15 protein-coding genes are annotated in these 14,180 nt (G+C 48.8%); all 15 read left to right on the top strand.

Features of this window, described 5'->3' with window-relative positions:
- Positions 1 to 407 precede the first annotated feature (407 nt).
- Positions 408 to 1,472, top strand: a complete 1,065-nt coding sequence (locus AB4Z33_RS23300; RefSeq protein WP_442052186.1) for a LacI family DNA-binding transcriptional regulator — start codon at positions 408 to 410, stop codon at positions 1,470 to 1,472.
- Positions 1,473 to 1,908: 436 nt separating this feature from the next.
- Positions 1,909 to 3,240 carry an ABC transporter substrate-binding protein gene (locus AB4Z33_RS23305; protein ID WP_442052187.1) on the top strand — a complete coding sequence of 444 codons (1,332 nt, stop codon included), beginning with the start codon at positions 1,909 to 1,911 and terminating at the stop codon, positions 3,238 to 3,240.
- Between the two features lie 135 nt (positions 3,241 to 3,375).
- Entirely contained in the window at positions 3,376 to 4,260 is an 885-nt protein-coding gene (locus tag AB4Z33_RS23310; RefSeq protein ID WP_442052188.1) for a carbohydrate ABC transporter permease, read from the top strand.
- Between the two features lie 3 nt (positions 4,261 to 4,263).
- Positions 4,264 to 5,094 carry a carbohydrate ABC transporter permease gene (locus AB4Z33_RS23315; RefSeq protein ID WP_442052189.1) on the top strand — a complete coding sequence of 277 codons (831 nt, stop codon included), beginning with the start codon at positions 4,264 to 4,266 and terminating at the stop codon, positions 5,092 to 5,094.
- A gap of 12 nt (positions 5,095 to 5,106) precedes the next feature.
- Positions 5,107 to 7,755: a glycoside hydrolase family 2 protein gene (locus AB4Z33_RS23320; RefSeq protein WP_442052190.1), complete on the top strand. Its 2,649-nt coding sequence runs from the start codon at positions 5,107 to 5,109 to the stop codon at positions 7,753 to 7,755.
- A 26-nt stretch (positions 7,756 to 7,781) separates the two neighbouring features.
- The gene (locus tag AB4Z33_RS23325; RefSeq protein ID WP_442052191.1) at positions 7,782 to 9,062 is read left to right on the top strand and encodes a cellulase family glycosylhydrolase; all 1,281 of its coding nucleotides are present in this window, start codon (positions 7,782 to 7,784) and stop codon (positions 9,060 to 9,062) included.
- A 50-nt stretch (positions 9,063 to 9,112) separates the two neighbouring features.
- Positions 9,113 to 9,898: an alpha/beta hydrolase gene (locus AB4Z33_RS23330; protein WP_442052200.1), complete on the top strand. Its 786-nt coding sequence runs from the start codon at positions 9,113 to 9,115 to the stop codon at positions 9,896 to 9,898.
- Positions 9,899 to 10,483: 585 nt separating this feature from the next.
- A complete protein-coding gene (locus AB4Z33_RS23335) occupies positions 10,484 to 10,939 on the top strand; it encodes a hypothetical protein (protein WP_442052192.1) in 456 nt (151 codons plus the stop codon).
- A gap of 15 nt (positions 10,940 to 10,954) precedes the next feature.
- Complete coding sequence (locus AB4Z33_RS23340) at positions 10,955 to 11,581, top strand: hypothetical protein (protein WP_442052193.1); 627 nt, start codon at positions 10,955 to 10,957, stop codon at positions 11,579 to 11,581.
- Complete coding sequence (locus AB4Z33_RS23345; RefSeq protein WP_442052194.1) at positions 11,578 to 12,132, top strand: histidine phosphatase family protein; 555 nt, start codon at positions 11,578 to 11,580, stop codon at positions 12,130 to 12,132. Before AB4Z33_RS23340 ends, AB4Z33_RS23345 begins: the two co-directional genes overlap by 4 nt.
- The gene (locus AB4Z33_RS23350; RefSeq protein ID WP_442052195.1) at positions 12,107 to 12,643 is read left to right on the top strand and encodes an HIT family protein; all 537 of its coding nucleotides are present in this window, start codon (positions 12,107 to 12,109) and stop codon (positions 12,641 to 12,643) included. The genes AB4Z33_RS23345 and AB4Z33_RS23350 overlap by 26 nt, the downstream gene beginning before the upstream one ends.
- A gap of 224 nt (positions 12,644 to 12,867) precedes the next feature.
- Entirely contained in the window at positions 12,868 to 13,074 is a 207-nt protein-coding gene (locus tag AB4Z33_RS23355; protein ID WP_442052196.1) for a hypothetical protein, read from the top strand.
- On the top strand, positions 13,071 to 13,277 hold the full coding sequence (locus AB4Z33_RS23360) for a VanZ family protein (RefSeq protein ID WP_442052197.1): 207 nt from the start codon (positions 13,071 to 13,073) through the stop codon (positions 13,275 to 13,277). Before AB4Z33_RS23355 ends, AB4Z33_RS23360 begins: the two co-directional genes overlap by 4 nt.
- Before the next feature lie 51 nt (positions 13,278 to 13,328).
- Positions 13,329 to 13,694 carry a DUF1801 domain-containing protein gene (locus AB4Z33_RS23365; RefSeq protein ID WP_442052198.1) on the top strand — a complete coding sequence of 122 codons (366 nt, stop codon included), beginning with the start codon at positions 13,329 to 13,331 and terminating at the stop codon, positions 13,692 to 13,694.
- 21 nt (positions 13,695 to 13,715) lie between these two features.
- A partial coding sequence (locus AB4Z33_RS23370; RefSeq protein WP_442052199.1) for a GNAT family N-acetyltransferase occupies positions 13,716 to 14,180 on the top strand: 465 nt, incomplete at its 3' end.

Raw genomic sequence — 14,180 nt, forward strand, 5'->3', positions numbered from 1 at the left:
CGAAGAATTTCGGCGCTGTTCCTCACACCAGCGACACCGTCTTTGCGGACACATTGGACCTTAACTGTTGCGATCCCGCCCAAATGATTCGCCTAACGGACTCACAAGACACTAATTGCTCGGGAATAGACTAAATAGGTCTGAAAATAGTGGTATGGAGCTCTATGAGGTCAACTGTGTCCGCAAGTGATCGGAATGAGCGAGAAAGCCGCTATTAGGGCCTGTGATGTCCGTATGCTGCAGCTTGATTTAGGTAGGCGGATAGAGGCAGTAGCAAGGCGGACGGATGCTATTGTGTGAGCATGTGCAATATTTTTTTGGCTAATTGCGTGTTATGTGTTGAAATTTGTTGAAGGATTCTATATTGTATGTAATTAAGAGAGATGAACTGGGAGGAGGGATTACGGTTGCTTAAGAAAGTTACGCTCCAAATGATTGCGGACAAGCTCGACGTCTCGAAGGCGCTCGTCTCTAAGGCGTTGTCCAACGATCCGGCGGTCAACGAGGGAACGAAGGAAACGATCTGGGAGACGGCAGAAGCGATGGGTTATCGATTGAAAAATCCGCGCAGGCCAGCTCCGTCCGCACGCACCGGCAATCTCGCCGTATTGATGCCGCGCGCGTACTTGGACGATATGGAATATTGGGGAAAGGTCATTCATGGCATCGAGAAGGAGCTGGCGAATCATAGCTTCAGCATGATTCTGTCGAGCATTGATATCGCGCTCCCGCCAAGAGAGGGGCTTCCTTCAAGCATATACGAGAATAAGGTGGATGGCGCCGTCGTGATGGGACATCTGCCGGACAGCTATATCGAGGCGCTCAAGGCAAGCAGCTTCCCCTTCGTGATGGTGGATGCGAATTTGCTTGATGCGTCGATCGATCATGTGCTGGCGAACAACTTCCTTGGCGCTTATCAAGCGACGGAATATTTGCTTGCGGCCGGCCATCGAAGACTTGGCTTCGTAGGCGATGCGGATACGTCGTGGAGCTTCAGGGAGCGGAGCCGCGGCTTCGAGGAAGCGATCCGGGATTTCAACCGGAAGGGCACGGCAGCCGAGAAGAGCAAAGCGAGCTTCTGCAGCATTGAAGGCATTGGCGTCAGCGGCAAAGGCATGTACGTAGCGGACGAGTTCGATATGGCGCTGCAAGAGCAGGTGAAGGGAACGGATCCCGTCACCGGTCTGTTCTGCGCGAATGACTTGACCGCTTTCGAAGCGCTGAAGGCGCTTGGCAAAGCGGGCCTAAGCTGTCCGAGCGACGTATCGATCATCGGCTTCGACGATCTGACGCTGACCGAATTCATGCATCCGAAGCTTACGACGGTTCGCGTACCAAAGGCCGATATCGGCAGCCGCGCCGCGCTTATGATCATGCGCCGGATCGAGAGCCCCGACAGCACGCCGGAGCATGTATTGCTGTCAACGACGCTGATGGAGCGCGCATCAGTCAAAGTGATCGAGCAGCGTTAACGTATTAAACTAGAGGAACACCTGTCATCGCGACAGGTGTTTTTTTGCGTGGATTTGTAGCAGATATTAGTGAAAATAACGGGATTTCCTCCCGCTAATTCGACGGAATATCGAGACAACAGAAAAATAACTGGAGTCTCTCCCGTTAATTTCAGCAATCTATCGAGTTAACGGAAATTTCAACTGAATTAACGGGAGTTATTCCAGCTATTACATAAACAGGGGGAGAACGTGGCGAAATAACAGGAGTTTTTCCAGTTATTTTGTGGGACTGTAGTTTGCCGGTTCGTGAGTAGCGGAGAAATCGGCGGCTAACCTACGGAAGAACTTAAAAATATAAATTTAGTTAAATTAAATTAAAATATGTTGAATTAAAAGTTTCAGTATGTTAAAGTTCATAAGTGTAATCGATAATAATTTTTTAGGGGGAAACACCATGAAAAAATCGATGTTGTCTTTACTGACGATTGTCATGCTGATGGTTATTCTAGCAGCGTGCGGCGGCAACGGAAACGGCAATAGTGGTAACGGTAATGGCAAGAACGAGGGCAGCAACAACACCAGCACGAACGCTCCGGCGAACAACGGCGGCGGTGAAGAAGCTGGCGGCGAAGACATTAGCGGCACGATCACTTTCCTGACGAACCGTACGGACATGGTTGACAAGGAGTACGTGGACTACGCAAAACGCTTCAAAGAAAAATATCCGAACGCGGACGTGAAGTTCGAGGCGGTTACCGATCTGGACCAAACGACGAAGATTCGTATCGCTTCCGGCGAGTTCCCTGACGTTGTGCTTATTCCGACAGTTCCGAACTCGGACCTACCGAAATATTTTGCCCCGCTGGACGACTTGGGTCTGAACGACCGCATCTACTTCAAAGACTATAAAGCCTATGAGGGCAAAGTATACGGCATCTCGGCAGGCGCGACGACGACTGGCATCGTGTACAACAAGAAAGCGTTTACAGATGCGGGCATTACGGCCGTTCCGAAAACGCTCGACGAGTTCTACGCGGCAGCCGAGAAGCTGAAAGCGAAAGGCATCGTGCCGTTGGCATCCAACTTCAAGGATCAATGGCCGCTCTACCCATGGGGTTCCGAAGTGCCGACTTCGATCGCCGGCAATGCGAATCTGAACAATGAGCGCAAAGATTCCGACGCTCCTTACCAGATGGACAACGCTTACGGTCTAGGGATGACGATTATCCGCACGATGTACGAGAAAGGCTACCTGGAGCCGGACGTTAACTCGACGAACTGGGAGCAATCGAAGAAGGATGTGGCAAGCGGTAAGTTCGCCATGTTCATGCTTGGCAACTGGGTTATTCCGCAAGTGGTTCAAAGCGGTACGATGGACGACAATGTTGGCTTCTTCCCACTTCCGTATGACAATTCCGGCAAGCTGAACGTTGCGCTTGCTCCGGACTGGGGCTATGGCGTCAACAAGGACAGCAAAAACCTCGCAACGGCTAAAGCGTTCGTGAAATGGATGCTGGAGGAATCGGGTTTCGACGACTTCGCGGGCTTCATTCCGGTACTTAAGGACAAAGCGCCGAACGTGGCTCAATTGGCTGAATTCAACAGCTTCAATCCGACTTATATCGAAGCCGTATCCGATGACGAAGTAACGACGCAAATCGTGAACAAAGCTCAAATTACGAAGGAAGCGTTCGCTCAAGAGTTCGTGCTGGCGAAGGATCCGCAGAAGATTCTCGACAAGTACAACGCAGAGTGGGCAAAAGCGAAAAAAGCGATCGTAAAGTAAGGCAAGGCGCTTAAACGCAGCTTCGAGAGGCGAAGGTGGGTTATCGGGCGGGAATGCCGGGTAATCCACCTTCTTGCTTTGAGCGGCTAAATGTATCCGCCCTCGTAATGAAAGGAAATGGAGTGAACCTATTCTATGAACAGCATGCCCTACAAAACGCAGCGGAAGCTTATTCTCGTCAGCTTCCTCGCGATTCCGCTCGCGCTGCTCTTGTTATTCACGTATTATCCAGCCGTCAGACTCGTCTACTTAAGCTTCACCGACTGGGACGGCATCAGCGATGCGAGCCATTGGCTCGGCTTCGAGAACTATAAGGAAGTATTCAGAAATCCAGACTTGTTCGGCGTATTTCTGCATCAGATTCCATACGTCATTATCGGCATTATTCAGAACATTATCGCAATCGTATTTGCCGTTATTCTCAATTCGACACTTCGAGGAAGAAACGTGTTCCGCGTCATGCTCTTTCTTCCCTTTATTATGAACGCAGTGGCTGTCGCCTTTATGTTCCAATATGTATTCGATACGACGAACGGCTCGCTGAACGCGATCCTAGGCTTCCTTGGCCTGGAGTCGCTGCAGCAGAGCTGGCTTGGCAATACGTCGATCGTCAACTTTTCGCTCGCGTCGATCGGTTTCTGGCGCTTCATGGGCTACAACATGGTCATCTACTTGGGCGCGATGCAGTCGATTCCAGGCGATATGTACGAGGCGGCCAAGATCGACGGATCGAATCGATTCCAGACTTTATGGTACCTAACACTGCCTAACTTGACGAAAATCATTCAGCTCAACATGTTCCTAACCTTGAGCGGGGCGCTTGCGGTATTCGATCTGCCGTTCGTGCTGACGAAGGGCGGACCGGCCGGTGCCAGCGAGACGTTCCTCATGAAGACGATCGAGACGGCTTTCCAATTCAACAACTTTGGCTTGGCATCGGCGATGAGCGTCGTACTGTTGCTTATAACCGCAATCATACTGGGCATCCAGAATACAGTCATCAACCRGAAGGGGGAATAACGCATGTCGGCGAAAAAATGGGATTTGGTCCACGGACTGAAGTACGTCCTGCTGGCAGTCGCGGTGTTCATTGTGTTGTTCCYGCCTTATGTCGTGTTCGTTAACGCCTTCAAAGGCGAGAACGAGAATGCAAGTCCGTTCGCGCTTCCGAGGAGCTTCTTCAACTTCGACAACTTCGCGACGGTCATTGAACGGGCGAACATCATCGATGCTTTCGGCAATACGCTCGTCATTGTCGTCGCTTCCTTGATCGGCAACGTGATATTGGGCACGATGGTTGCTTATGCGGTAGGACGAATTGATTTTCGCGGCAAAAATGTCGTATTGGGCGCGTTCCTAGTCGCTACGATCATCCCGACGATTACGACGCAGGTCGTCGTCTTCTCCTTGATCCAGTCGCTGGGTCTGTACAATTCGCTCGGCGCGCCGATTCTATTGTTTATTGGAGCGGACGTCATCCAGATCTATATCTATCTACAGTTTATCAAGAACATTCCGTACGAGCTCGACGAGAGCGGCATGATGGACGGAGCGAGTTTGTTCCGTATTTATAGAAGCATTATTTTCCCGTTGCTTGGGCCTGCGACGGCGACGCTTATTATTTTGAAAACGATCAATATATACAACGAGCTGTACATTCCGTTCCTCTATATGCCGAAGCAGGAGCTGGTCGTCGTGTCGACGTCGATCATGCGCTTCGCGGGCAACAACCAGGCGGAGTGGGGCTTTATATGCGCGGCGATTCTGATCATTATGGTTCCGACCGTGCTGCTGTATCTTTTTTTGCAAAAGTATATTTTCTCCGGCGTCATGAACGGCGCGGTGAAAGGCTAGGGGGAACGAGCTATGCCTAAGGAATTGTCGCTTCGCGATTGCCGTTGGGAGCTGAAAGGCTTCTGGCCTTGGGTCCCGCTGAAGGGGACGAGCATGGAGATCGGCAATGAGCTGCTCGGCGTGACGGAATGGATGCCGGCGACCGTACCGGGAGGCGTTCATCAGGACTTGTTCCGAGCTGGGCATATCGAGCACCCGTACGAGGACTTGAACAGCATCCGCTGCGAATGGGTCGAAAATCGTTGGTGGGTGTATCGGACTGAGTTCGCGATGCCAGCTCTTGAAGCCTCGGCTTCGGTGCAGGCCATCGATCTCGTATGCAAGGGGATCGATTACGAGGCGCTTATCTATTGGAACGGGAGGTTGCTTGGGGAGCATCGAGGGATGTATGAGCCTGCCAGATTTCCGGTAACGGGTCTGAGCGCGGAGGGCGAGAGCGTAGAATTGCTCATCGTGCTGAAGCATGCGCCCGACGAGATGGGGCAGATCGGCAAAACCTCGGAAACGTTCACGCAGAAAAGCCGCTTCAACTATAAGTGGGATTTCTCTACGCGGCTCGTGAATATCGGCTTGTGGGACGATGTCGTGCTAGAGGTTAAACAGACGTATTCGATCAAGGAAGTTGCTGTTCATACGGATGTGGATGCGGTTAGCGGACAAGGTATGGTCGATATGCGCTTCACGGTTGATTCGACTGCCGGGAATGGCGATGCCGCTGTTGGTGATCAGCCGAAGCTGCATGTGACGGTCGTCAGCCCAGAGGGCAAGGAAGTCGGAAGCTGCGTAGCGGATGTCGTAGTGGGTTCCGGTTTGGAAAATGTGACGTTCCAGCTTGCGATCGACAATCCGCAGCTCTGGTATCCCAACGGCTACGGCGAGCAGCCGCTATATGCGCTGCATGCGCGGATAATCGGCCGCGGCGTTTTATATGACGCTTGGGAGCAGCGGATTGGCATCCGATCCATTGCTTATGTGCAGAACGAGGATAGCCCGGAAGACGCCTTGCCTTATACGATTGTCATCAATGGGCAGCGCATCTATATTCGCGGGGCGAACGTGACGCCGCTCGACCATCTATACGGCAACGTCGGAGCTGAGCGCTATGAATGGCTCGTTCATCTCGCTAAGAAAGCGAATATGAACATGCTCCGCATATGGGGCGGCGGCATTATCGAGAAGCCGTATTTGTATGAACTGTGCGACCGGCATGGGCTGATGATCTGGCAGGAGTTCATCCAGTCGAGCTCCGGGGTCGATAACGAGCCGTCCAAGAAGCCGGCATTTCTGGAGCTAATTAGTCGGACTGCAGTGCAGGCGCTTAAGACACGGCGCAACCATGTCAGTCTCGCCGTATGGAGCGGCGGGAATGAGCTGATGAGCGCGCCGAACGTCCCGTCCACCTACGAGGACAAGAATCTGGCGATGCTGAAGGCGCTCGTCGCCGAGCATGACGCGCAGCGGCTGTTCCTGCCGACATCGGCGTCGGGGCCGGTGCAATATATCACGCATGAGAAGGGCGTCAGCCATGATGTGCACGGCCATTGGAAGTATCAAGGAAATCCCGGACATTACGAGCTGTACAGCGATGCCGACCATCTCTTCCATAGCGAGTTCGGCGTCGACGGCTTAAGCTCGGTGAAGAGCATACGCAAGTTCATCGGCGAGCGCTGGCGTGAGCCGGTATCGATGAGGGATAGTCTCGTCTGGCGCCATCACGGGGAATGGTGGGATACGTATGACCGCGATCTAGAGATGTTCGGCTCAATCGGATCGCTCTCGCTCTTCGCGGATATGAGCCAGTGGATGCAAGCCGAGGGCTTACGATTTATTTTGGAGGCCAATCGGCGAAGGGCATTCCGCAATAGCGGCAGTCTAATCTGGCAGTTGAACGAGCCATGGCCGAATGTAAGCTGCACGAATCTCGTTGATTACTACAACGAGACGAAGATGGCATATTATTGGGCACGCCAGCCATTCGCGCCGAATCATGCGTGGATCAGCTATCGCAAGCTTCATTATGCAACTGGGGAACGGTTGGCATTGCCCGTCTATGCAGCGACGGATGGGATCAGCGTACCGGTGACCGTCCATGCGGAGGTTCTGAATACGGCAGGCAATTTGCTTTATAGCGGCACATGGTCGGCGATGAGCCGACCTGACGCTGCCGTATGTCTAGGCGAGCTTGATTGCCCGGTGCCTTCAACGGATGACGGTCTCTTCTACGTCAGACTTCGTATGGGGTTACCGGATAGAAGCGTGGACTTGCTAGCTCCTTATATTTTCTCCACGCATGAAGGGGCACTGTATGAACCAGCTTTGAGCTTGAGCCGTGCGTCTGTAGCGATGACGGCTTTGGAGACGTGGAGGCTAGTTTCCGCCGAAGTTGGCGAAGGCGCAAGCGTGCTGGAACGGAGCTACTTGATCGAGAATAAAGGAACGACAGCAGCGCTTCATATTTATCCGCAAGAGAAAACGGATCTGTATTGGATCACAGCAAGCGATGCCTACTTCACTTTATTTCCCGGGGAAAGCCGCATCGTTCGCATGACCTGCCGGAGGAGGGCGGGAGAACTGTTTTTGACGGAGGATGGGGAGCAATCAGCGCAGGGAGAGATTTTGCCGGAAATAAAGATATATGCTTTTGGCAGCAACGAGGATTAATTACAAATAGCAAGGATTGATTAGATATGAGTTCAACTACATTTGTAACAAGAGAAGGCTCGCGTCTGATGTTAGACGGCAAGTCGTTCCGCTTCGCCGGTCCCAATATATACTGGCTTGGGCTGGATGAGAACGTGAACGGCGTAGATTGGCCGACTCCTTATCGGGTGATCGATGCGCTCGATACGGCGCTTGAGATGGGGGCGAATGTTGTTCGCTCCCATACGCTCGGCGCGTCGCATGGCAATCCGAAGGCGATTATGCCCGAGCCCGGCGTCTATAACGAGGAGGCGTTTCGCCGAGTCGACTTCGCCATTGCCGAAGCGGGTAAGCGCGGGTTGAAGCTCATTATTCCTTTCGTCTGCAACTGGGATTACTATCACGGCGGAAGGCTGACCTTCGTACGGTGGAACGGCTTGGACGATGCCGATCAGTTCTATGTGAACGAAGGCTGCGTACGGATGTTCAAGGCTTACATCGAACAGGTCGTTACTCGCGTGAACACGGTAACAGGCGTTGCTTACAAGGACGACCCTACGATTATGGCGTGGGAGCTTGGCAATGAGTTGAACAACGCGACCGTGGAGTGGGTAACGGATATTGCAGACTTTATTAAGAGCTTGGATAGCAATCATCTTGTCGCGCACGGCAAGCAGTTCCAGTTGGACGCCGAAAAGCTTGAAGTTAAGAGCCTGGACATTATGGATGTTCATTACTATCCGGCTTCGGCGGAGAAAACGGTAGCAGACGCGCTTGTGGTACAGGCGGCGGGCAAAGTATACATCCAAGGCGAATACGGCTGGCCGGATGCCGATCTATGGGCATTCACCGCTGCTGCCGAGGCGGAAGAAGCAGTAACGGGCACGCTGTTCTGGTCATTATTCCCGCATGGCGATAATGGAGGATATGTTCAGCATTTTGACGGCTTCTCCGTCCATTATCCGGGAACGGGTATCAATGAAGACGTCATGGGCCGGGTGCAAGAGCTGCGTGCCCATGCGTATCGGATGACGGGCTTAGAGGTGGCGGAGCATGCCATGCCGCAGCCGCCGGTTATTTTACAGGCGGGTTCAGCGCTTGTGCTGCGCGGATCTGTCGGCAGTGCCTACTATACGGTCGAGCGTTCGACAGCTGGCGAGGAAGGGCCGTGGACGGTCGTCTACGACAAGCGGGAAGCCGATCATGCCGAGAGCTGGATCGATCCGACTCGCGTGCATACGAAAGCAGCCTTTTATAGAGTGAAAGCTCATAATCTATCCGGTATAGCCGGTTCGTATTCGGACGTTTACTTCTCGTCTCCTTTCTAGTAGAACTAGAGTTAGAGGTTAAGAGAGAGGAATGATGCGTCTTGGCACTTATGCAGGTAGAATTGTTCGCGGAGTCGTTAGGGATGGCAACCTCGGTTGACGTCATTGTCCCCCAGCAGTCTGTTAGCGGGAGAGGATTAGAGGGTGGGCGCAGAAAGCCTGCTTATCCGGTGCTATACTTGCTGCACGGCGCATCGGATAACCATACGGCATGGCGTAGAAATACGGCTATCGAGCGTTATGCGTCTGATCTGGGAATCGTCGTCGTCATGCCTTCCGTCCATTACAGCTTTTATGCGAATCAGAAGCAGGGTCTCGAATACTTCACCTATGTCGGCGAGGAACTGTCGGAGCTGATGAAGCAGTTCTTCCCGCTATCGAACCGAAGAGAAGATACGTTCGCTGCGGGGTTATCCATGGGCGGCTATGGCGCATTCAAGCTCGGTATTACGTATCCCGAGCGCTTCGCTGCCGTTGCCAGCCTATCGGGCAGCCTTAGTCAGCGGAATCGACTGATCGACAGTCCTGCGGCAGCTCATTCCATTCTGCTGCGAATGGCGAAGTTATCGCTCGGGACCGTTGAAGAATACGATCGCAGCGAGAATGACTTGTCCTGGTTGCTCGAAGAGCGGCTTGAGGCGGGCGTGAAGCTTCCTAGCTTCTATCAGGCTTGCGGCACGGCCGATCATAACTTTGAAGTGAATAAAGCTTTCCATGAGCAGTTCGCGAATAGAATCGATCTGACTTATGAAGAGTACGAAGGCCGCGGCCACGATTGGGCGTTCTGGGATATGACTGTCCAGCGCGCACTTCAGTGGCTGCCGATTGGAAAGTAGAAAAGAACCGCATTTCCGCACGCTGTCTGCGCGGGAATGCGGTTTTTTTGATACGACAAGTTTCTTTGTATTGGAATAGGGGGAATTACTCCTGTTATTTATTTGAATATCAAGTGGAAATGCAGAATAACTGGAATTTCTCAAGTTAATTTCTATGATATACCCGATCTGTTTGAAGATCGACGATATTAACGGGAGGTATTCCATCTATTTGATAAAAAGTACATGGTGAGCACAGAAGTAACGGGAGAAATTCCAGTTAATCTAGTTCAAAGTATTTTATTCGAATGCTGATTGGTCAGCCATAGTTGATTTGCTGCTGAAACTGCCTTTTTATTGTATTCCAAAAATTGCACAACTGGTATACTGGAAAGATAATTCCATGGAACTAATTGTAACGAAAAGGTGATCTTGTACTTTAGCTGATTAGGCTTCCGATACTCTTCGAAATGGTGTAATGGAAAGTCCAAAGTACGGATTCATTGAGTAACATTTTCTGGCAAATGAGCTAATTCATTATGACACAGTTTAAAGTTTCTAACGCATATTCAAATAGAAGCAATTATTGAAATTGGATGTGACTATATGGATGAAAGATTGGTTACATGCACAAGTATTGGTGTGTATGGCCACGCAATAACAAGAGGTAATGTTTATCTAGTCGTAACAGAAGACGAGGATAAATATAGAGTGATAGGAAACCACAATAAAAGAGTGTGGATCAGCAAGGATTATTTCACAGAGGGAGAGGTTGAGGTCCCTGTCCTTAGACACTGGAAATTTGATGATGATTTAGACGACTTTGATCTCATTGAAGTAACGATTATTTTTAGTAATGGAGAAAGACGTTGGTGCATTATAACGACGCCGCAAAGATTAGTAAGACATTTCGAGAAACCCAATCTAGAACCTCCAGGATTCAATATTAGACATCTAATCATTGTTAAGAGTGTGAGTAAAGAAGATGTTGATCTAACATTGAGACACCTGGACGAACAAGGGGAATTGGAGAAAGCGACAATATCTTTGAATCCACTGTGACAAAGGGAGGCAGTTATGAGTATAAAAACGAGATACATTGTGATGGTCGTCGTATTGCTGGCCGCTGTGACGTTTATTATATTTTTGCAATCATCCAAGCAAGATAAGCTAATACACAATTCAATGTACAATGAGAACATCATTCAGACCAAATCGTTTAGCGTAAGTGCAGATTCGACTGACCTTATAACTTCATCCAAGGGGACTGTGTTTGTTAAGGGAGAAGGCGATAAAGTAGAAGGTATGCGGATTGTTGCATATATCGAGATAGACCCTGATGATTGGGGCGGCGTTTCTTTTTCATTGCCTGCTCACTGGGTTGTTGCGAACATTACGAGCAGCTATCCCGAAAATGCAACTAATACCACACCAAATGAGCACATATCTACATGGACAACGGCAGACACGGATGTGGAATGGACCACGAGCATTGAAATAGGCAGAGATCGCAGCTATTTACCAACGTCAGGGGGTAGCGGAACGATTGTAATTGATATCATGCCCGATCAAAATGTAAATCCGACTGAGGCCATTCAAGTAGGAGTAGCTGTTGGATCGGCTATTAGAAATGGTTACAAAGTTGTAGGTACTGATCATATTAAAGTACCTATATCCATTGTCCAAAAGGAAGTGGCACAATGAAGAAAATTTATCTTGTTAGACACTGCAAGGCAGAAGGACAAGAACCGGAGGCGCCATTAACAGGGCAAGGGCAGGAGGACGCTGAATGTACGATTGTAGATTTTTTTGAGGATAAAAAGATCGAAATCATTGTTTCAAGTCCGTATGTGCGTGCTATAGATACGATCAAACCGTTTTCGAAGTTTATAGGAAGAGAGATCTCAATCGATGAACGATTAAAGGAAAGAATCCTAAGCACTGCTGAGCTTGGTGATTGGCTTATAAAGTTAGAACAAACCTATGATGATCTGGATTTAAAGTTTGAAGGTGGAGAGTCATCGAACGAAGCAATGAGAAGAGGATTAGCGGTAATCAATGAGTTAATAGAGCTGCCGGCAACAAATTTGGTAGTCGTAACTCATGGAGCATTATTATCTCTGATCATCAGACATTACGTTAAGAATTTTGGATTTAATGAATGGAAGCAAATGAAGAACCCGGATATCTACTGCTTAGAAGTGAGCGAAAAGGAGATTACAGTGCACAATGCCGAGACAAATTACATTGGCTGATGGAAGATTGGTTGAGGTTGAATGTTTGAGCTGCGCTTTGACCAGCGGATTGATTGCTCCTACTGGTGGAGTGATTTATGAGTCGAGCAATTTTCACGTTCATCAGGATGTAGCTTATCCCATTCGAGGGTTAGTTATTTTGGCCTCAAAGAGACACTTCTACTGCATGGATGAATTAACCGATGAAGAGCAGCTGGAGTATATATCATTGATTCACAAGATCAGGAAAGAACAACGAAATCGACTGGGAATCGAGAAGGTTTACTACTTCTATAATGAGGACACTACGCACCATTTTCATTTATGGATGGTTCCCAGATATGAATGGATGTATCGGTTAGGGAATTCAGTGGAATCTTTAAGGCCTGTTTTGCTGCATGCAAGGAATCATATGAATGACGAAGAGAATATGAAGAGCGTTACGGAAGGAATAAGTATTTTAAGAGCAGGCATGTCGGATTACTATAAAGACTTACGCAATAGGTTTGGCTCAGAACTGAATAAATATTGAGAAAACGAATGGACTGGTGCTCAGCGATGGGAAGTTATAGAAGCTCAATCCGATTATTACTTATTAATTCTATTTGCTTTTCCTTACTTACAGCAACTCAAGTCGTTCTGAATTATACGAACCAGCGAACGATAATTACAATAATATTTTCAGTTCTCTTCTTAGCCTATGTGGTGCTTACTATATTAATATCTCTTGATTTAATCAAGAAGGATATAAAAACGATGAAGGTTCAAGTGTTACATGTAAATAATGAAATCATAAAAGTCATCAAACCAAATGGAAAGATACGAAGAATACGTATCTTAAGAAGTGAGATCGGGAAATACAATGTCGGACAAGAGCTAGAATTAAGCTTAACGAAACGAATGAGACAAATCGTAAACGTAGAAATTGCTCCTGCTCCGCCGCAAACAGACATTCTAAAATGAGCGAGGCCCCTCCACTAGGATTTTCCGTTTCACTAAGTATAGAAGTCGTTCAAGCTATATTGAGCACGTCGGGATTCATCCTGAGAAGATCGTTTGATATCGATGATTTAATTCTTAATACATCTGGTTTTTATGCGGGGTATCTAATTAGAGCATTAGCCACTATGCTAATATCAAATACCAAAGTTTTCAAGGAAGGATGAATACTAATAGCTGCTAATAAACGTTTTGGTCAAGAAAGAGTAGCTGAGTTTATGAATGCGCTCGAGCATCCAATGAAGGATGTCATTGAGGAAGTTCGCGCATTGATTCTAAGTGTGGATGACCAAATTACAGAACAAATCAAATGGAATGCGCCTAGTTTTTGTTTCAATAATGACGATCGAATCACCTTTAACCTTCAGGGGAAAGGTTTTATTCGGCTTGTTTTGCATACAGGGGCTAAGGTACAACAGAATATAGACATCAAGTCTCAATTAGAGGATACTTCTAGGCTGCTAGAGTGGGCGGCGGCCGACAGAGCCATAATTAAATTAACGAGTATGAATGATGTTGAGTCCAAAAGAGCAGAGCTTGTAGATACGGTAGCCAAATGGTTGGAAGCAACAACTAAAAAGTAGAGATATGAAAGGGGACTGGTTATGCGCATCGAAACGGAGAGACTGATCCTTCGCGATTTCATATATGAGGATTGGAAGCAAGTGCATGAATACGCGTCCAAGGATGAGGTAACGCAGTATACCATTTGGGGACCGAATACAGAAGAGGACACTATACGATACGTAGAGGAGCAAATAAGCAAGCAACAAGCAGAGGGCAGAACCGACTATGAATTCGCTGTTGTTCTGAAAGATTCTAACCTTCTCATCGGCGGCTGTGGTATTTATGTGACGGATCATAACGCTGAAGTCGGATACAGCTTTAACCCGGATTATTGGGGAAAAGGGTATGCGACAGAAGCGGCGCATGCGATATTGAAGCTAGGATTTGAAACCTTTCATGCTCATCGGATATATGCAACTTGCCGTCCTGGCAATATTCCTTCTGCGAATGTAATGAAGAGATTAGGAATGAAACAAGAAGGTCATTTAAGAGAACATCTGTGG

Origin of the sequence: Paenibacillus sp. 2TAB19 (genome assembly GCF_052115185.1) — a bacterium.
Classification (GTDB): domain Bacteria; phylum Bacillota; class Bacilli; order Paenibacillales; family Paenibacillaceae; genus Pristimantibacillus.

Excerpts from the sequence above, each read along its gene's own strand:
- AB4Z33_RS23365 (WP_442052198.1), top strand. The coding sequence starts at position 13,329 with ATGAATGCGCTCGAGCATCCAATGAAGGATGTCATTGAGGAAGTTCGC.
- AB4Z33_RS23325 (WP_442052191.1), top strand. The coding sequence starts at position 7,782 with ATGAGTTCAACTACATTTGTAACAAGAGAAGGCTCGCGTCTGATGTTA.
- AB4Z33_RS23350 (WP_442052195.1), top strand. The coding sequence starts at position 12,107 with ATGCCGAGACAAATTACATTGGCTGATGGAAGATTGGTTGAGGTTGAA.
- AB4Z33_RS23305 (WP_442052187.1), top strand. The coding sequence starts at position 1,909 with ATGAAAAAATCGATGTTGTCTTTACTGACGATTGTCATGCTGATGGTT.
- AB4Z33_RS23355 (WP_442052196.1), top strand. The coding sequence starts at position 12,868 with ATGAAGGTTCAAGTGTTACATGTAAATAATGAAATCATAAAAGTCATC.
- AB4Z33_RS23335 (WP_442052192.1), top strand. The coding sequence starts at position 10,484 with ATGGATGAAAGATTGGTTACATGCACAAGTATTGGTGTGTATGGCCAC.
- AB4Z33_RS23340 (WP_442052193.1), top strand. The coding sequence starts at position 10,955 with ATGAGTATAAAAACGAGATACATTGTGATGGTCGTCGTATTGCTGGCC.
- AB4Z33_RS23345 (WP_442052194.1), top strand. The coding sequence starts at position 11,578 with ATGAAGAAAATTTATCTTGTTAGACACTGCAAGGCAGAAGGACAAGAA.
- AB4Z33_RS23330 (WP_442052200.1), top strand. The coding sequence starts at position 9,113 with ATGCAGGTAGAATTGTTCGCGGAGTCGTTAGGGATGGCAACCTCGGTT.
- AB4Z33_RS23320 (WP_442052190.1), top strand. The coding sequence starts at position 5,107 with ATGCCTAAGGAATTGTCGCTTCGCGATTGCCGTTGGGAGCTGAAAGGC.
- AB4Z33_RS23360 (WP_442052197.1), top strand. The coding sequence starts at position 13,071 with ATGAGCGAGGCCCCTCCACTAGGATTTTCCGTTTCACTAAGTATAGAA.